The following is a 17,533-nucleotide window of genomic DNA, read 5'->3' on the forward strand; positions in this document are numbered from 1 at the left end:
GGGGCGGCGGCGAAGTGCTACGCGTCGGATGCGGCGATGGAGATCACGACGGATGCGGTGCAGTTGCTGGGCGGGTACGGGTACACGCGGGACTACCCGGTGGAGCGGATGATGCGGGACGCGAAGATCACCCAGATCTACGAGGGGACCAACCAGGTCCAGCGCATCGTCATGGCCCGCAACCTGCCGTAGCCGGACGGCGCCTCGGCCCCGACCGCGCCTCGGCCCCGACCGCGCCTCGGCCCCGACCGCGCTTCGGCCTCGAAAAGCGGGCGACGGCGGGCGGCCCCGCTTCGTAGGCTGCCCGCCATGTCCTCCGCACTGAGCCTGGCCCGGATCACCCCCGACACCATCGACGCCGCCCTCGCCCTGAAGGTGCGCCCCGACCAGGAGGCCCTGGTCGCGCCGGTGGCGACGTCGCTGGCCGAGGCGTACGCCCACGGGGACACCGCCTGGCCCCGGCTGATCATGGACGGGGAACGGCCGGTCGGCTTCGTGATGGCGTTCTTCGACATCAGGTTCAACCCCGAGCAGCCGGACGACCGCCCCCGCTCCGGCCTCTGGCGCCTGCTCGTCGACGCCGAGCAGCAGCGCGGCGGCTACGGCCGCTTCGCCGTCGAGCAGGTCTGTGCCGAGATCCGCCGCCGGGGCGGCACCCGCGCCACCGTCACGTACGTCCCCGGCCCGGAGGGCCCCGCCGCCTTCTACACCGGCCTGGGCTTCCGCCCGACCGGCGAGACGAGCGGCGACCAGGCGGTGGCGGAGCGGGAGTTGGAGCCGGCCACGTCCTAGAGTCGGCGGTGACGAGTAGGGTGCCGGACCATGACCGAGCCGGACTTCCTCACCACGACCAGGGCGTTCTACGACGCCATCGCCGTCGACTACGCCGACCGTTTTCGCGACGAACTGGCCGGTGAACCGCTGTCCCGGGCGATGCTCGCGGCCTTCGCCGAGCTGGTCCGCGCCGAGTCGGTCCGTACCGGGCGCGCCGACGGCGCGGTGGCCGAACTGGGCTGCGGCCCCGGCCGGGTGACGCACCACCTGCACGGCCTCGGCCTCGACGTCCGCGGCATCGACCTGTCGCCGCGGATGGTCGAGCTGGCCCGCGCGACGTACCCCGGGCTGGACTTCGCCGAGGGTTCGCTGTTCGACCTCCCGCTGCGGGACGGCGAGTTGACCGGCGCGGTCGCCTGGTACTCGATCATCCACACCCCGGCGGAGCGCCTGCCGGAGGTGTTCGCCGAGTTCGCGCGGGTGCTCGCCCCGGGCGGCCACCTGCTGCTCGCCTTCCAGGTCGGCGACGAGCCGCTGCGGATCGACCAGCCCTTCGGCCACCCGGTGACGCTGGACTTCCGTCGCCAGCAGCCGGACTGGATCGCGGAGTTGATCCGTGCGGCCGGCCTGCGGCTCACCTCCCGCACGCTCCGCGAGCCGGAGGAGGGCGTGCAGCCGACCCCGCAGGCCTACCTGCTGGCCCGCAAGCCCGCCTGAGTAGCCTGAGCCGCGTGGGGCGGTGGTGACAGCGGCATGACAGTGGTGCCGGTGGGGTGTGAGAGGTCTGACAGCGGGTGCCCCGAGCCTTGGTGACTGCGCGTCAGTCCACCGAAACGGGAGGCCTTGCCCCATGCTCCGACCCCGCCTCACCTCCGCCTTCAGAACCGGTGCCGCCGCGGCCGCCGGGCTGCTGCTGGCCGGTCTCGCCCCGGCCGCCTCGGCGGCGGCGGCCCCGGCGGCCCCGGTGCCCCGGCTGGACTGGCGGTCCTGCGTACCGGACTTCGACTGCGCCCGCGCCACGGTGCCGATGGACTACCGCGACCCGGCCGGGCGCACCGTCGAGCTGGCCGTCATCCGGCATCCCGCGACCGACCCGGCGCACCGGATCGGCTCGCTGTTCTTCAACCCCGGCGGCCCGGGCGTGCCCGGCGTCCAGGCGCTGCCCGCCGTGTACGGGATGCTCCCGGCGCAGGTGCGGGAGCGGTTCGACCTGGTCGGCTTCGACCCGCGCGGCGTCGGCGACTCCACCCTGCCGCAGTGCTTCCCGGACGCTGCGGCCGAGCAGGGCCTGCTCGCCGGGCTGCCGGCCGGCTACCCGGTCGGCGCCACCCAGGAGTCGGCCTGGGCGACGACGTACGCGCGCTTCGGCCGCCAGTGCGCCGACAACGAGCGGACCGGCCTGCTCGCCCACCTCTCCACCGCCGACACGGCCCGTGACCTGGACCTGCTGCGCGCCGCCGTCGGCGACCGCCGGCTGAGCTACCTCGGTACCTCGTACGGCAGCTACCTGGGCGCCACCTACGCCAACCTCTTCCCGACCCGGGTGCGCGCGATGGTGCTGGACAGCGCCCCCGACCCGGTCGCCTGGTCCACCGGGCGCTCGCCGCAGCAGCGCGCCCTGCCGCCGTTCCTGCGCACCGGCAGCGACCTCGCCGGCGCCCGCACCCTCGACGCCTTCCTCGACCAGTGCGCCGACGCCGGCCCCACCGCCTGCGCCTTCGCGGCGGCGGACCGGGACGCCACCCGCGCCAAGTTCGCCGAACTGCTCGACCGGCTCGGCCGGACGCCGGTGACGCTCGGTACCCCGTCGGCGGCGGTCACCTTCGACCAGGCCTCCACCGCCTCCACCGTCCTGCCGATGCTCTACGCCGCCACCCCGGTGCCGAACGCCCCCGGCACCGGCTGGCCGGCGCTGGGCGGACTGCTCCAGCAACTGTGGACCGCCGCCCCGGACGCCTCGGCGCCGCTGCCGACCGGCGGCCAGCCCAAGCAGGCGCAGACCCTCGGGGCGCTCTGCGCCGACACCGTCAACCCGCCCGCCTCCAGTGCCGACCCGGCCGCCGACACCACGTACCCGGCGCTGTCCGCCCTCGCCCGGGCCCGTGCGGGCGCCACCGGCCCGTACCTGGTCTGGCAGAACCAGCGCTGCGCCGCCTGGCCGGCCGAGGCCGCCCGGGACCGCTACACCGGCCCGTGGAACCGGCCGACCTCCGCGCCGATCCTGGTCGTGGCCCTCACCGGCGACCCGGCCTGGCCCTACGAAGGCTCCCGCGCGCTGGCCGACACCCTCGCCCGCGGCCGCCTGCTGACCGTCCACGGCTACGGCCACACGGCGCTGGGCAACCCGAGCGCCTGCGCCTGGGACCGCGAGCAGCGGTACCTGGTCAGCGGTGAGCTCCCGCCGCCCGGCACGGTCTGCGAGCCGGACCACCAGGCGTTCTAGCCCTGCCCGGCGGCCCTGGTCGTGCGCGTGCGCGGAATCCGTGCACGCGCACGCACCTCGGTACGATGAACGTCATGAACCGTGCCGACCTCTCCCTGGGCCCGCTGTCCGAGCGGGACCACGCCTTCTACGGCCTGGTCTGGGCCGGCACCACCCTCGCCGCCCAGGTGGACCGCGAGCTCACCCGGGTGCACGGGCTGTCGCTGTCCTGGTTCGAGGTGATGCTCTGGCTCAACGGGCAGCAGGAGCCGGTCGCCGCCTCCGACCTGGGCGCGAAGACGATGCTCAGCCGCAGCCAGGTCTCCCGGGTGGTCGACGCCCTGGCCGCACGCGGCCTGGTGGCCCGCACGCCCTCCGCCTCCGACGCCCGGTCGGTGCGGATCGAACTGACCGGGCAGGGCCGCGCCGCCTTCGCCGAGGCCGACGCCACCCGGCGGGCCGTCCTCGCGCCGGTCTTCACCGACCGGCTCGACGAGGGCGACATCGCGGCCCTGGAGGCGGTCTGGCGCAAGCTGAAGGCCTGAGCCCCGGGCCCCGGGCCGCTACACCGCGTCGGCTACACCGCGTCGGCCTCCGCCGCCCCGGCCCGCGGCCGGCCGGAGGCGGTCGCGATCACCTCGTCCAGCACCTCGCGGGAGCGGAGCAGGTCGGTGACCATCCGGTCGATCCGGTCCCGTTCGGAGGCCAGCTCCTCGACCAGCAGCGGGGTGGCGACCTCGTTCGGGCCGCCGTCGGAGTCGCGCATGCAGGGGAGGATCTTGTAGATCGTGCGGCTGTGCAGCCCGGCCGCGAACAGTTCCTGGATCAGCACGACCCGGTCCACCGCCGGCTCCGGGTACTCCCGGTGCCCGCCGTCGGTCCGCCGGGCGGCCAGCAGGCCCTGCTGCTCGTAGTAGCGCAGCGAGCGCTCGCTCACGCCCGTCCGCCGGGCCAGTTCACCGATCCGCATGCCGCCCACCCCGTCGCCGTGACCGCTTGAACCTGACACCGATGTTAGCTTCCACGGCCCTCGCACCGGCCGGATAACACGGGACCGCCACCCGGCGCCGTGCCGGGGGTGACGCGCGTCGGCCGACGGGTCGTGCCATGATCCCTGCATGGCTTCCAACGTTTTCTTCGACATCGAGATCGACGGCGTTCCGTCGGGCCGCATCGTCTTCAAGCTGTACGACGACGTCGTCCCCAAGACCGCCCGCAACTTCCGCGAGCTCGCGACCGGCCAGAACGGCTTCGGCTACGAGGGCTCCGGCTTCCACCGCGTGATCCCGCAGTTCATGCTGCAGGGCGGTGACTTCACCAACCACAACGGCACCGGCGGCAAGAGCATCTACGGCGAGAAGTTCGCCGACGAGAACTTCCAGGCCAAGCACACCCGCCCGGGCCTGCTGTCGATGGCCAACGCCGGCCGCAACACCAACGGCTCGCAGTTCTTCATCACCACCATCGTCACCGACTGGCTGGACGGCAAGCACGTCGTCTTCGGCGAGGTCGTCGAGGGCATGGACGTCGTGACGGCGGTCGAGAAGCTCGGCTCGCAGAGCGGCCGCACCTCGGCGAAGGTCACCATCGCCAAGTCCGGCATCGTCGAGTAGTCACCGGTTCATCAGTTCGAAACCGCACACCGCCCCGGCCGCGGAAGTCTGATCAGTCGACTTCCCACCCCGGGGCGGTGGCAGTTTTCGGTACGGTTCCGGGCTTGAGGCGGGCGGGACGGCGGTCAGCCTCGGAGCGGTATCGGATTCTCTGGGCTGTCGAGCCACACAGTGTGACTACCGGGTGTGACGGTGAGGCCGAAGCGGTCGAAGCCGGGTCGATCGTGGCGGCACCACCAGTGCCAGGCTGCCTCCACCTCGTCCCAGAGGCTCCGGGGGCCCGACTGCACCACCTCGTAGTCGTGCCGGCCAGGCTCCCAGTCGACGGTGGCCCACGACGTGATGGCCGTGTCGTGCAGCCACAACGTGTACGTGCCATCGGCGTACCGCTCAACCAGCGGGAACACCCCGGGCACCTGCACCCCGACGGCGAACATGGCCAGCCAACTGCCAACGTCGTCCGGGGAGACACCTGTAGTCGACTCGGTCCCGTCCGCCGGCCATGGCCCGGACAGGTACTCCAGGCTGTTCGGCCGGGAGGCGCGCTGCCGACGCAGCCGCATGAAGGCGGACGACCCGACGAACCGGCCGTGCGCCGTGCCGTCGGCGCTGACCTTGAGCCGTACCACGGCTTCCCCGCCGTACTCCGGTCCCCACGGGGCGACGATCACCCCGCCAGGTCGGACCTGGTTCACCCAGGCGTGCGGTACCCGGCCGACGGAGCAGGTGGCGATGACCCGGTCGTACGGAGCGCCCGTGGCATATCCCTCGACCCCGTCGCCGACGACGGACGTCGGGTAGTACTCGGCTCGCGAGAGACGACACCGCGCGTCGCCGGCGCTGGTCTTGTCCACCTCCACCGTGACGACGTTGTCCGAACCGAGCCGGTGAGACAGGAGTGCTGCATTCCACCCAGTTCCGGTGCCGACCTCCAACACTCGGTTTCCGTCCTCCACCTCCAGGGCGGCGAGCATGGAGAACACCATGGTGGGCATGGAGTTGGATGACGTCGGCATGACACCCCGGTCGGCTCCGGTGTGGTCGCCGTCGTCCCACTGCGTCGTCAGCGGAACGTCCGAGTAGACGGCGTTCCACCACTTCGCAGGGTCGGCGAACCGGTGCACGGCCTCACCCTGGCGCACGCCGTCTGCCCGGCCCGGCCAAACGACGTCCGGCACGAACCAATGGCGGGGAACGTCGTTGTAGGGCGCCAACCAGTCCGAAGTGAGGGACCCGTTCGCGATGAGCGCGGAGGCCAGCCGGGTCCGACCGGCCTTCGCTTCGTGCTTCTCGATCACTGGTTGGCGACCCTACGCCGGGCCTCGGCCGTCGGACGTGTTTCCGCCCTCGTCGCTGCCGCCGCCACCGTGCTTGTTGCCGCTGCTGCTGTCGTCCTGCTGGCCGCCGCCCTTTCCGTCTCCCTGGCCGCCGCTGTGCTTCCCGTTGTCGCCGAACGTGGGCATGTGCTTCCCCGATCGTGTTGTCGGTCAGGAAGAATGGGGTTCCCTCTTCCTGTCATGCGCGTTGCGGGCCCGTTCCGGCTGTTGCTTCCCCGGATTCCGAACTGTCACCAAGATCTGACAACACCCCAGGACGGTGGAACCTCGTGGAAGGGACACTTCAGAACGTCCCCCACGCGGTACAACGTCCCTGTAGGAGTCCGGCTTTGCGGGGAGGCAGGCGAGATGCCGAACGAGAGGCTGAAAGCCGTTATGACGTCGGCTGGTTGGACGTGCGCCGCTCTGGCGGGCAAGGTCGGCGTGGACATCAAGTCGGTTGAGCGATGGGCCAATCAGAACCGGACGCCCAGGTTGGCGACGGCCCGTCTGGCGGCCGAAGCGCTGGGGGAAGACATGTTCGCACTGTGGCCGAGTCTGCGGCAGCCACGTGCCGCAAGGGCGATGAGCCCTGAACTGGTGGCGCTCTACGAACAGCGCGCCGACCTGCCGGTATCCGTCTTCGTGAGCCTGCTCGGGCAGGCCGCCGAACGCATTGACGTGCTTGTCTACGCTGCTGTCTTCCTCCACGAGGCGTACCCCCGGCTGAACGATCTGCTTCGGGAACGCGCTGCCGATGGTTGCGCGGTTCGGATCGCACTCGGCGACGCCGACAGCGGGAACGTCAGTCGGCGCGGAGAGGAGGAGAAGTTCGGTCACGGTATCGAGTCCCGATGTCGGCTTGCCCTCCTGCACTACCGCCCGCTGCTCGGCACGCCGGGGATCGAGATCCGCACCCACGGAACCACGCTGTACAACAGCCTCTACCGGGCGGACGACCAGGTGCTGGTGAACGCGCATGTGTGGGGAGTCAACGCCTTCGGAGCCCCGGTGTGGCACCTGCGCCGGACCGGGTTGGGGACGCTGTTCGACACCTATGCTGCGAGCTTCGACGCAGTGTGGAGCACCGCCCGACCGGTTGAGGAGAGCTGATCACGTGGCACGGACCGAGTTCTACGACGATCCCGACGCGCCCAAACCGAATCGGCTGGTAGTGGCAGCGTCCGCCGTGGTGACGGACGACGAAGGGCGCATCCTCCTCCAACGACGCACCGACAACGGGCTGTACGCGTTACCGGGTGGAACGATGGACCTTGGTGAGTCGCTCCCGGGCACGGCCGTTCGGGAGGTCCGCGAGGAGACCGGCTTTGACGTCGAGATCACTGGGCTGGTTGGCACGTACACCGACCCCCGGCACGTGATCGCCTACTCGGACGGCGAAGTCCGGCAGCAGTTCAACGTCTGCTTCACCGCGCGCATCACGGGCGGGGAACTGCGGATCTCGGATGAGTCCACGGACGTCCGGTTCGTGGCGCCGGGCGACATCGAAGGGCTGCCGATGCACCACACTCAGCGCCTCCGGCTTCAGCACTTCCTGGCGAACAGGGCGATTCCCTACCTCGGCTAGGTCTGCCGAGGCGCCGGACGGCGCCCGCACCGAGCGGCGGTTCACCGGCCCCGAGGCGCTGGTGCCCTAGCTGGACCACTTCGGCCTCGACCGGCTCCCGGAGTGCGGGGGCAGGGTAGCCGGGTGGGTGGGCGGGCGGGCCGGAACCGGGCAATCACTGCGTGCGCCGGCGCGGTCGCTCTAGGCTCTCCGTGCGCGGTCGGAGCCGCGGCGAACTCGACACTCCGGCAAGGTGGTTCACCGATGGAACAGGACGCCGACGACGGCGCGGTGACGTACGAGCAGGTGACGGTGGTCTCGCTCGCCTCGTGCGAGCCGGTCAATCCGGCGCGGATCGCGGTGCGGGTCGCCTGCGAGGTCATGACGGTCAAGCGGGTGGCGGGCTACTGGGTGCGCTGGGACGAGCGCTGGGGGCCGGAGGAGATCCGCCACCACTCGCGCTGGGTGCCGGACGAGGAGTACGTACGGCCGGGCGCCGGCGGCGTGGACGGCGCGCTCACCGTGACGGTGGCCGCGTACTGGACGTACCGGGAGGGCGGCAGCCCGCGCCGGCCGACCACGGAGACCGCGGTGGCCTTCCGGCCGGGCGAGGCCGAGCACGAACTGGTGCTGGAGCGGCCCGATCCGCACCGCCCGGCGGCCCTGACCGTGCACCTGACCGGCGCCCGCTGGCTGGCGGGCGGCGAGGGGCGGCTGATCCACTACGGCTACGCGGGTGCCACCGAGGCCGCCGGCGGCGAGGGGGAGTGGCTGGTCCGCTTCCCCGAGTGCGGCACCGGCCTGCTCCCGCAGGCGGGTTAGGCGACTGCGGTACGGGCCTGCTCCCGTCGGCTGGTCAGGCCGCCGTCCGGGCCCCGTCCCGCAGGCCGACCTTGCGGGCGGGGGCGCCGGCCCAGATCTCGCCGGGCCCGGTGGAGCGGGTGAGCACGGCGTTGGCGCCGATGACGGTGCCGGCGCCGACGGTGAGCACGCCCTCCTTGCACACCACTTTGGCGCCCGCGCACAGCACCGCGCCGTCCTGGACCACCACCCGCCGCATGGCGCTCCGCTCCTGCGGCACCCACGGGTCGGCCCGGCCGATGGTGACCCCGTTGTAGAGCGTCACGCCGGCGCCGAGGGTGGTGTACGGGTGGAGCACCGTGCCGAAGCCACGGTGGAACACGACGAGCCCGGGCCCGATCTCGCAGGCGGCGGGCACCTCCATGCCGTAGAGCGCGAGCGCCTCCTGGACCAGGCGGCCCAGGAGGCGGTGGCGGCGGCGGTAGACGAGCGCGGTGACGAGTGACATCCACCCATTGTGGCGGCGCGGCTACTTCACGTCACAAGGGGTTACTTGATGTCCGGTACCGCGGTGTCGTTCTTGAAGGCGTCGAAGACCTGCTTGGACTTGGCGGCGTCCCACAGCACCGCCGACTCCCCGGTCTTGGTCCGGTAGTCCGGGTTGCCGATCGGTACGGTCAGGGTCTTGCCGCCGCCGCCGTTGACGTCCTTCATGGCGAGGAAGAGCGAGCCGAGGTCGGTGAGGCCGGCGTCGTCGTCGACGATGAGGGTGCCGAGGGCGGAGTCGACCAGCGGGTAGAAGGTGAACGGGTTCAGCACGGTGCCGGGGGAGGCGGCCTGGTGGGCGAGGGCGCCGAGGAACTTCTGCTGGTTGCGCATCCGGCCGAGGTCCTGGTCGGCCATCTGGTGGCGCTGGCGGACGAAGGCGAGGGCCTGCTTGCCGTTGAGGGTCTGGTCGCCGGCCTTGAGGTCGAGGCCGGAGTCCTTGTCCTTGAGGTCCTGGTCGATGTGCATCTCGACGCCGCCGATGGAGTCGACGATGCCGACGAAGCCGGCGAAGCCGATCTCGGCGTAGTGGTCGATGCGGATGCCGGTGTTCAGCTCGACGGTCTGGACGAGGAGGCGGCCGCCGCCGTTGCCGAAGGCCGAGTTGATCTTCGAGGTGGTGCCCTTGAGGGTCTTGCCGCTGCTGCTCTTGTACTCGGGGATCGGCACCCAGGAGTCGCGCGGGATGCTCATCAGGGTGTTCCCGTTGTCCCCGACGTGCAGGACCATCATCGAGTCGCTGCGCTTGCCCTCGGTGTCGTGACCGGTGTGCAGGTCGTCCTGTTCCGAGTCGGTGAGGCCCTGGCGGCTGTCGGAGCCGACGATCAGCCAGTTGGTGCCCTTGCCGGCCGGCGGGCGGCCGGGGTAGTCGGCGAGCACGTTCTCGTGGTTGAGCTTGGAGTCGGCCCAGAACCAGGTCGAGACGGCGGTGACCATGACGGCGATCAGGAGGCCGAAGACCGACCACTTGACGATCCGGCGCCGCGGCCACCGCTTGGTCTGTATACCGCCCGGCTGGGCGCCGCCCGGGCCCCCGGGCCCACCCGGCCGTCCGGGACCCCCGGGGCCGTTAGGACCACCAGGACCACCAGGACCACCGGGGCCCCCAGGCCCACCAGGCCCCCCGGGGCGGCCGCCGGGCTGCCCGCCCGGACCCTGCGGCGGGACGCCGCCGAGCCGCGACGGCTCCGGCTGTCGTGGCGCGGGCGCACCCGGCCCGCGCGGGTTCATCGACGACGGCAGCGGCGGCTCGGCCGCCCCGCCGCCCCCGCCGCGCCCGTACGCGCCGCCGTTGCCGCCGCCCCCATACGGGTTCCCGTCTCGGTACGGGTTCCCGCCGCCTCCCGGGCGGCCCTCCTGCCACGTGTTCATGTCGTCGAGGATGCCCGACCCCGCTCGTGCTGACTCCCCCCGGGGTACTCACCAGGTCGCTTGTAGCAGTTTTGATGCACGGGTCGGATCGTTCCGCCGCAACTTCCGCGCGGCCGTACGACGGTGGGACGGGACGGGACGGGACGGGACGGGACGGGACGGGACGGGACGGGACTGGGCGGGACGGGGCGGGCGCCGGGTCGACGTGAGCCCGGTCACCACGCGTCACGTCACCCGCCGTTCAACTGGCGAAACGATTCTTGACCGGTTCGAACGCAGCGTGTTTGCATTTCGGGTATGGATCAGCGTTGGGCACTCACGCGTCGGCGGCACGTCGACCTGCGGCGTGGTGTGGCCTGTTCGCTCTGTCGCGGCTGAAGCGCGCCCACCGGACCACCTCGGCGTCACCCCACCCGCGCCGAGCACCTCATCTCGAACGCGTCGAGCACGTCGAAACACCTTCCCGGGCTCCGACCCGCAGCGGTCCTCCTGCGCCGCGTCGCGCCGCCCCCGCCTCCAGCCAAAGGTGAACCCCATGGCCACCGTCCTGTCCGTTTCCGGCTCCCCGTCCGCGACCTCCCGCACCACCCGCCTGCTGCGCCACGTCGACGCCGGGCTGGAGGCCCGCGGCCACCACGTCGTCCCGTTCGAGGCGCGCAGCCTGCCCGCGCACGCGCTGCTGTCGGGCGACTTCGACCACCCGGAGATCGTCGCCGTGACCGAGCTGTTCGCCCGGGCGGACGGCGTCGTGATCGGCACCCCCGTCTACAAGGCCGCCTACTCGGGCCTGTTGAAGGCCCTGCTGGACGTGCTCCCGCAGTACGCGCTGGCGGGCAAGGCCGTCCTGCCGCTGGCCACCGGCGGCTCGCCCGCGCACGTGCTGGCGGTGGACTACGCGCTGCGCCCGGTGCTCAGCTCGATGGGCGCCGGCCACATCACCCAGGGCTGGTTCGTGCTCGACCGCCACATCACCACCAGGGAGGACGGGACGACCCTGGTCGAGCGCGAGACCGACACCCTGCTGGCCCCGGTCGTGGAGGGTTTCGCGCAGGCCTTGGAGCGGCTGGCCGCACCGGCGCTGACCGGCTGAGGAACCGGGGCCCGGACCCCGTACGGGGCGTCCCCGAGACGGGCCGCGGCACCCCTTAGGGGGAGGGGCGCCGCGCCCCGTAGATCCTTGGTCGGGCGGCTTCATTCCGGCGGATGACGAGCGTGCCCGCCGTTGCTCATAACGTTGTGGACGTCCCCGCTCGTGCCGACGAGGGGCGAGGTTCTCCCGGGAGCCGGCGCCCGCCGGGCCCGGTGGGTGGGGTCAACTCCCGGTCGACGACCCTTCCTGCGCCATGCCCGCGTCCTGCGGCATGCCCGCGCACGGAGGGGCCGGCCGGGGTCGACGGTCGGGCCCACTTCTTAGGAGACTCCAGTGACGACGGCAGCCACAGCCGTGTACGACCCCCAGCTTCCCGACGGCGCGCCCGCCGTCGCCGCCGCGGCCCGCCGGGTCAGCAAGGCGTACGGCGCGGGCGAGACCAGGGTCACCGCGCTCGACGCGGTGGACGTCGACATCCAGCGCGGCCGCTTCACCGCGATCATGGGCCCGTCGGGCTCCGGGAAGTCGACCCTGATGCACTGCCTGGCCGGCCTGGACACGGTCAGCGCCGGGCGGATCTGGATCGGCGACACCGAGATCACCGGCCTCAAGGACAAGCAGCTGACCAGGCTGCGCCGGGACAAGATCGGCTTCATCTTCCAGGCGTTCAACCTGCTCCCGACGCTGTCCGCGCTGGAGAACATCACGCTGCCGATGGACATCGCCGGCCGTCGGCCGGACCAGGCCTGGCTGGACCAGGTGGTGGAGACCGTCGGCCTGGCCGGCCGGCTCAAGCACCGCCCGGCGCAGCTCTCCGGCGGTCAGCAGCAGCGCGTCGCGGTGGCCCGGGCGCTGGCCGCCCGGCCCGAGATCATCTTCGGCGACGAGCCCACCGGCAACCTGGACTCCCGGGCCGGCGCCGAGGTGCTCACCTTCCTGCGCCGCTCGGTCGACGAACTGGGCCAGACCATCGTGATGGTGACCCACGACCCGGTCGCCGCGGGCTACGCGGACCGCGTGCTCTTCCTCGCCGACGGCTTGATCGTCGACGAGATGCACGCGCCCACCGCCGACTCCGTCCTCGAACGCATGCGCCGTTTCGACGGCAAGCGGACCAGCTGAGCGGGCGGGACGGGACAGATGCTGCTCAAGACCGCTCTGCGGAGCTTCTTCGCCCACAAGGGCCGCATGGTGCTCTCCCTGATCGCCGTGATGCTGTCGGTCGCGTTCGTCTCCGGCACCCTGGTCTTCTCCGACACCGCGACCAGCACCTTCGACAAGCTGTTCGCCGCGACCGCCTCCGACGTCTCCGTCCAGCCGCCCAAGCCGGCCGAGGACGACGACCAGCAGGCCTCAGACAAGCCGCGGACCGTCCCGGTGGCGGCCGCACAGCAGCTCGCCGCGGTGCCGGGGGTGAAGTCGGCGGTCGGCCAGGTCATGGTCGAGAACGCGACCCTGGTCGACCCGGCCACCAACAAACTGGTCGGCCCGACCTCCGGTGCGCCGACCCTGGTCGGCAACTGGACCGAGACCCCGCGCAGCGCGGTGCGCCTCACCCAGGGCCACGTCCCGCGGAACGCGGGCGAGTTGGTGCTGGACGCGGACACCGCGAAGAAGGCCGGGCTCGGCCTCGGCGCCAAGCTCCGGGTCGACAACGCCAGCGGCCGGCACGAGTTCACGATCTCCGGCATCGCCTCCTTCACCACCACCAACCCCGGTGCGGCGCTGGCCTTCCTGGACACCCCGACCGCCCAGCAGGTGCTGCTCGGCGAGCAGGCGTACACCTCGGTCGAGGCGTTCGGCGACGGCAGCCGCGGCAACGACCGGCTGAAGGCCGACGCCCTGGCCGAGCTGGGCGCCGGCTACCAGGTCAAGACCGCGGCCGAGCAGAAGGACGAGAACACCAAGAGCATCGGCAGCGGCCTCGGCTTCATGAAGAACGCGATGCTCGGCTTCTCGCTCATCTCGGCGTTCGTCGGCTGCTTCCTGATCATCAACACCTTCTCGATGCTGGTCGCCCAGCGCACCCGGGAGATCGGCCTGCTGCGCGCCATCGGCGGCAGCCGCCGGCAGGTGAACCGCTCGGTCCTGGTCGAGGCGCTGATCCTCGGCGTGCTCGGCTCGACCCTCGGGGTCGCGGCCGGTCTGGGCATCGCGGTCGGCCTGATCAAGCTGATGAACGCGATCGGCATGAAGCTCGACGCGGGTGACCTGAAGATCGGTCCGACGGTGTTCCTCGCCGGGTACGCCCTGGGCATCGTGGTGACCCTGGTGGCGGCCTGGGTCCCGGCCCGCCGGGCGAGCCGGATCGCGCCGATGGCCGCCCTGCGCGACCACGGCACGCCGGCCGAGGGCCGTGCCAACCTGGTCCGCACGGTGGTCGGCCTCGTCCTGACGGCGGGCGGCGGCGGTCTGCTGGTGCTGGCCGCGCAGGCGCAGAAGGCGGCCACCGGCGGCCAGTACCTGGGTCTCGGCGTGCTGCTCACCCTGATCGGCTTCGTGGTGCTCGGCCCGCTGCTGGCCACCGCCGTGGTGCGGGTGCTGGGCGCGCTGCTGCCGGCGCTGTTCGGCCCGTCCGGCCGGCTCGCCCAGCGCAACGCGATGCGCAACCCGCGTCGCACCGGGGCCACCGCCGCCGCGCTGATGATCGGACTGGCGCTGGTGATCGGCTCCTCGGTGTTCAGCGCCTCGACGGTCACCTCGGCCAACGCGCAGATCGACCGGTCGGTGGGCGCGGACTACATCGTCCAGGGCGGCCGCACCTCGATCACCCCCGAGATACTGGACGCCGTCCGCCGGACCCCGGGCATCGACCACGTCACCACCCAGAAGTTCTTCAACCCCAAGCTCCAGCTGCCGGACGGCCGGAGCGCGAAGACCAACCTCACCGCCGCGCCGCCCGCCTTCTTCGGCACCGACTTCCACCTCCCGGTCACCGCCGGTTCGGTGGACGCGATCGGGCGGGGCGAGCTGGGGATCGGTGAGGCCTTCGCGAAGGACCACGGCCTGAAGGTCGGCGACCAGGTGACCGTCGCCTACGGCAAGGGCCGCACCCAGGTGCTGCCGGTGGGCGCCGTGTTCGCGAAGGGCTCGCTGTTCGGCGACGGTTCCTTCGTCGACTTCGACACCATGGCCAGGGCCGTGCCCGCCGACGAGCAGCCGCCGGTCTGGACGTTCTTCGCCAAGGCCTCCTCCGGAGCCGACGTCGCGAAGACGCTGACCGCCCTGGAGGGCGCGCTCAAGGAGTACCCGCAGCTGACCATCAAGGACCAGGCCGGCTACAAGGAGGTCGTGCAGTCCCAGGTCAACACCCTGCTCTACCTGATCTACGGCCTGGTCGGCCTCTCCATCACGGTCGCCGTGCTCGGGGTGGTCAACACCCTGGCGCTGTCGGTGGTCGAGCGGACCAGGGAGATCGGCCTGCTGCGGGCGATCGGGCTCTCCCGCCGCCAGCTGCGCCGGATGATCCGGCTGGAGGCCGTGGTGATCTCGGTGTTCGGCGCGGTCCTGGGCACCGGGCTCGGGCTGGCCTGGGGCGTCACCGCCCAGCGGGTGCTGCGCGACCAGGGCCTGGCCACGCTTTCCGTCCCGACCACCACGCTCGCGGTGACGCTGGTCGCCTCGGTGGTGATCGGACTGGTCGCCGCCCTCGTCCCGGCCTTCCGGGCCGGGCGGATGAACGTCCTCGCGGCCATCGCGACGGACTGACCGGGGCCGTCGAGACGTACTGACCGGGGCCGTCGCGACGGTTCGACCGCGGCCGTCGCGACGGACTGGCCGGGCGGCGCGGGCCGCAGGACCCGGCGGTGGGGGGCCGCCGAGGGGGGAACGGGGGCAGGGGCCGGGGGCGGGCAGCACCGGGCCCGGGCGCGGGGGCCCTCGGCGCCGGGGTGGGGGGGCGCCCGGGGGGGGATGGGGGGGCGGGCGGGGGGGGGGTCCACCCCCGGGCCCCTGCGGCACGGGCCGCCCCAGGCCGACTGAGATGATCGTCCGATGTTCGCCCCGGATACCCCGGACGCCCCGCCGCTGCCCAGCGCCGCGCCCCTCACCGCCGCCGCTGCCGCCCGCTGGCGCGCCGCCCGCACCGCCTGGCGCCTGGACAGCCGCTGGTTGGCGCTGCTGCCGGCCGCCTTCGTGATCCTGGCCACCGCGGTGGAGCCGACCCCCGGCGACTGCAACGTCCAAGGCGTCTGCCGGGACACCTGGGGCTCCTCGCTGGCCGCCTGGTCGGTGCTCGCCGAAGTGGTCCTGCTGGCCGGCCGGTTCCGCGGCCGGGCGCTGGTCCCGCCGGCCGTCCTCGCGGTGCTCTGGTACGCCCCGCACGGCCTGGTCACCCCGCTCTGCCGCTGGACGGCCGTCCTGCTCCACCTGCTGCTCTCCGCCGCGCTGATCGGCGCCGAGCTCGGCCGCCGCCGCGCCCGCCAGCAGCTCGACGAACTGATGGCCCCGCCCGTCCCCTTCCCCTGGACCGCCGCCGGAGCGCCCTCGCCCGTCCACCCCGACGGCCCGCCGGTGCTGCGCCGCGCGCTCGGCGCACTGCTGCTCGCCGCCGCCCTGGCGTTCCCGCTGTACGGGCTGTGGGGGCAGGCCCGGCAGCAGGCGAGCGCCGAACGGGCCGACCAGGTCACCGGCACCGCGGGCGACACCGACCAGGACGGCGTCCTGACCGTCCGCTTCCACCCGCCCGGCGGCGGCCCGGAACGCACCGCCCGGCTGGACGTCTGGTGGGCCCGGCCGCCGCAGCCCGGCGAGCCCGTCCCGCTGCTGGTGGACGGCGCCGCCGTCCGCGCCGCCGGCGACGACTACGACCTCACCGGCGCGCTGACCGCCGGCGGCCTGCTCGCCCTGCCCGGCCTGCTGCTGCTCGGCTCGGCCGCCACCGCGAACGCCCGCCGCTCCCGGCCCTCCTTCGCGGGCTCCGCGCCCGCCCTCGCCGTCCGGGTCCGCGCCGACGCCCAGGGCGACCTGCTGGTGCAACCGCTGGACGGCCCGCCGGACGGCCCCGCGCTCTGGCGGCTGGTCGAGCGCGACCGCTACCGCTGGGCCCGCTACGGCGCCCCGGACGGCGAGGGCCCGGCCTGGGTGCCCGAACACCTGGAGACCGAGGACGACGACGCCGACCACCTCGAACTCGAAGTCTCCTACGACGAGGAAGAGGAGGAGCTCGGGGACGTCTTCGACCGGCTGACCCCGGAGCAGGCCGCCGCCTGGCTCGCCCGCGCCGGCCGGAGCGTGCCGGCCGTGCTGTACCTGGGGCCCGACGGGCCGGAGCAGCAGCTCCTGGTCCGCCCCGGACTGCTGGACCACGACCCGCGCTGGGTGGCGGCCGTGGTCGCCCCCGCCGCCCGGGCCCCGCGGCCGGGCCGGCGCACCGAGGGCTACCGGGAGCGGGACCTGGCCGTCGCCGCCCTGACCGCCGAGACGGTGGCCGCCGCCCCCGCGGCCGGGCCGGACGCCGAACCGGTGCCCGCCCGCCGCTGGGAGATGCCGCTGCCGCTGCGGGCGGTGGCCGGTCCGGTGCCCGCTCTGCTGCTCGCGGGCCTGGTCGTGCTGCTCGGCCGGAGCGGCTGGTGGGGCGGGCTGGTGCACCCGCTGCTGACCGGCACGGTGGCGATCCTCGCCTGCGGCCGCACCCTCTCCTGGCAGATGGTCGCCGACCGGGACGGCCTGCGGATCGCCACCGCGCTGCGCACCCGGACCTTCCGGTGGCAGGAGATCAACGCGGCCGCCGTCCACCGCAACCTGCTCACCGTCCAGCTGCGCTCGGGCGAGGAGGTCACCGTCGGCAGCCGCCCGGCCGCCTGGCTGGCCGGACACTTCGGGGACCGCTACGACCCGGTCGAGCTGGCCCGGGCCGTCGCGACCGCCGCCCACCGGCCGGACCTGCGCCCGCACCGGTCGCTGCCGGACCGGCTGGGCGGCCCGCAGCACCTGCTGAACCGGTTGTCGCTGGCCGGCTACGCGCTCTTCACCATCGTTCACCACCTGCTCTGAACCTGCGCCGAACCTGCACCGAACCCGCGCGGCCGCCGC

General features: G+C 73.1%; 18 protein-coding genes. 13 read left to right on the forward strand and 5 right to left on the reverse strand.

Annotated features, from left to right (window positions below; translation table 11 throughout):
* The 5 genes from ACFVHI_RS27250 to ACFVHI_RS27270 all read left to right on the forward strand — a co-directional run.
* Positions 1-192 (forward strand): acyl-CoA dehydrogenase family protein (locus ACFVHI_RS27250; RefSeq protein WP_360222818.1); only part of this gene is annotated, 192 nt, incomplete at its 5' end.
* A 117-nt stretch (positions 193-309) separates the two neighbouring features.
* Positions 310-792 carry an N-acetyltransferase gene (locus ACFVHI_RS27255; RefSeq protein ID WP_063349105.1) on the forward strand — a complete coding sequence of 161 codons (483 nt, stop codon included), beginning with the start codon at positions 310-312 and terminating at the stop codon, positions 790-792.
* A gap of 30 nt (positions 793-822) precedes the next feature.
* Positions 823-1,491, forward strand: coding sequence for a class I SAM-dependent DNA methyltransferase (locus ACFVHI_RS27260; protein ID WP_380343685.1), 669 nt, complete (start codon positions 823-825; stop codon positions 1,489-1,491).
* Positions 1,492-1,624: 133 nt separating this feature from the next.
* The gene (locus ACFVHI_RS27265; RefSeq protein ID WP_380343688.1) at positions 1,625-3,217 is read left to right on the forward strand and encodes an alpha/beta hydrolase; all 1,593 of its coding nucleotides are present in this window, start codon (positions 1,625-1,627) and stop codon (positions 3,215-3,217) included.
* Between the two features lie 74 nt (positions 3,218-3,291).
* Positions 3,292-3,741: a MarR family winged helix-turn-helix transcriptional regulator gene (locus tag ACFVHI_RS27270; protein ID WP_063349108.1), complete on the forward strand. Its 450-nt coding sequence runs from the start codon at positions 3,292-3,294 to the stop codon at positions 3,739-3,741.
* A 32-nt stretch (positions 3,742-3,773) separates the two neighbouring features.
* Here ACFVHI_RS27270 and ACFVHI_RS27275 read toward each other — a convergent pair whose 3' ends face one another.
* The gene (locus ACFVHI_RS27275; RefSeq protein WP_380343750.1) at positions 3,774-4,166 is read right to left on the reverse strand and encodes a MerR family transcriptional regulator; all 393 of its coding nucleotides are present in this window, start codon (positions 4,164-4,166) and stop codon (positions 3,774-3,776) included.
* Between the two features lie 148 nt (positions 4,167-4,314).
* Here ACFVHI_RS27275 and ACFVHI_RS27280 point away from each other — a divergent pair, with 148 nt between their 5' ends.
* Positions 4,315-4,809, forward strand: a complete 495-nt coding sequence (locus ACFVHI_RS27280) for a peptidylprolyl isomerase (RefSeq protein ID WP_063349110.1) — start codon at positions 4,315-4,317, stop codon at positions 4,807-4,809.
* Between the two features lie 125 nt (positions 4,810-4,934).
* Here the strand turns inward: ACFVHI_RS27280 and ACFVHI_RS27285 are convergent, their stop codons facing one another.
* On the reverse strand, positions 4,935-5,933 hold the full coding sequence (locus ACFVHI_RS27285; protein ID WP_380343691.1) for a protein-L-isoaspartate(D-aspartate) O-methyltransferase: 999 nt from the start codon (positions 5,931-5,933) through the stop codon (positions 4,935-4,937).
* 186 nt (positions 5,934-6,119) lie between these two features.
* On the reverse strand, positions 6,120-6,272 hold the full coding sequence (locus tag ACFVHI_RS27290; protein WP_167745869.1) for a hypothetical protein: 153 nt from the start codon (positions 6,270-6,272) through the stop codon (positions 6,120-6,122).
* Positions 6,273-6,494: 222 nt separating this feature from the next.
* Here ACFVHI_RS27290 and ACFVHI_RS27295 point away from each other — a divergent pair, with 222 nt between their 5' ends.
* From ACFVHI_RS27295 to ACFVHI_RS27305, 3 genes are all read left to right on the forward strand, one after another.
* Complete coding sequence (locus tag ACFVHI_RS27295) at positions 6,495-7,238, forward strand: XRE family transcriptional regulator (protein ID WP_380343694.1); 744 nt, start codon at positions 6,495-6,497, stop codon at positions 7,236-7,238.
* A gap of 4 nt (positions 7,239-7,242) precedes the next feature.
* The gene (locus tag ACFVHI_RS27300) at positions 7,243-7,713 is read left to right on the forward strand and encodes an NUDIX domain-containing protein (RefSeq protein ID WP_063349112.1); all 471 of its coding nucleotides are present in this window, start codon (positions 7,243-7,245) and stop codon (positions 7,711-7,713) included.
* A gap of 243 nt (positions 7,714-7,956) precedes the next feature.
* Positions 7,957-8,514 carry a hypothetical protein gene (locus ACFVHI_RS27305; protein WP_063349113.1) on the forward strand — a complete coding sequence of 186 codons (558 nt, stop codon included), beginning with the start codon at positions 7,957-7,959 and terminating at the stop codon, positions 8,512-8,514.
* A 34-nt stretch (positions 8,515-8,548) separates the two neighbouring features.
* Here ACFVHI_RS27305 and ACFVHI_RS27310 read toward each other — a convergent pair whose 3' ends face one another.
* Both ACFVHI_RS27310 and ACFVHI_RS27315 read right to left on the reverse strand, forming a co-directional pair.
* Entirely contained in the window at positions 8,549-9,001 is a 453-nt protein-coding gene (locus ACFVHI_RS27310) for a hypothetical protein (RefSeq protein ID WP_063349114.1), read from the reverse strand.
* 41 nt (positions 9,002-9,042) lie between these two features.
* A complete protein-coding gene (locus tag ACFVHI_RS27315; RefSeq protein WP_244293658.1) occupies positions 9,043-9,975 on the reverse strand; it encodes an LCP family protein in 933 nt (310 codons plus the stop codon).
* Between the two features lie 970 nt (positions 9,976-10,945).
* On the opposite strand from ACFVHI_RS27315, the gene ssuE reads away from it, so the two are divergent.
* The 4 genes from ssuE to ACFVHI_RS27335 all read left to right on the forward strand — a co-directional run bounded on the left by ssuE (position 10,946) and on the right by ACFVHI_RS27335 (position 17,494).
* Entirely contained in the window at positions 10,946-11,500 is a 555-nt protein-coding gene (gene ssuE, locus ACFVHI_RS27320; RefSeq protein WP_063349116.1) for an NADPH-dependent FMN reductase, read from the forward strand.
* A gap of 333 nt (positions 11,501-11,833) precedes the next feature.
* Positions 11,834-12,622, forward strand: a complete 789-nt coding sequence (locus ACFVHI_RS27325; RefSeq protein ID WP_380343698.1) for an ABC transporter ATP-binding protein — start codon at positions 11,834-11,836, stop codon at positions 12,620-12,622.
* 18 nt (positions 12,623-12,640) lie between these two features.
* Positions 12,641-15,208 (forward strand): ABC transporter permease, encoded by a 2,568-nt coding sequence (locus tag ACFVHI_RS27330; RefSeq protein ID WP_380343701.1) that lies wholly within the window; start codon positions 12,641-12,643, stop codon positions 15,206-15,208.
* Positions 15,209-15,493: 285 nt separating this feature from the next.
* Entirely contained in the window at positions 15,494-17,494 is a 2,001-nt protein-coding gene (locus ACFVHI_RS27335; protein ID WP_380343704.1) for a hypothetical protein, read from the forward strand.
* The last annotated feature ends 39 nt before the right edge of the window (positions 17,495-17,533 follow it).

It is taken from the genome of Kitasatospora sp. NPDC127121 (assembly GCF_042677305.1).
Classification (GTDB): domain Bacteria; phylum Actinomycetota; class Actinomycetes; order Streptomycetales; family Streptomycetaceae; genus Kitasatospora.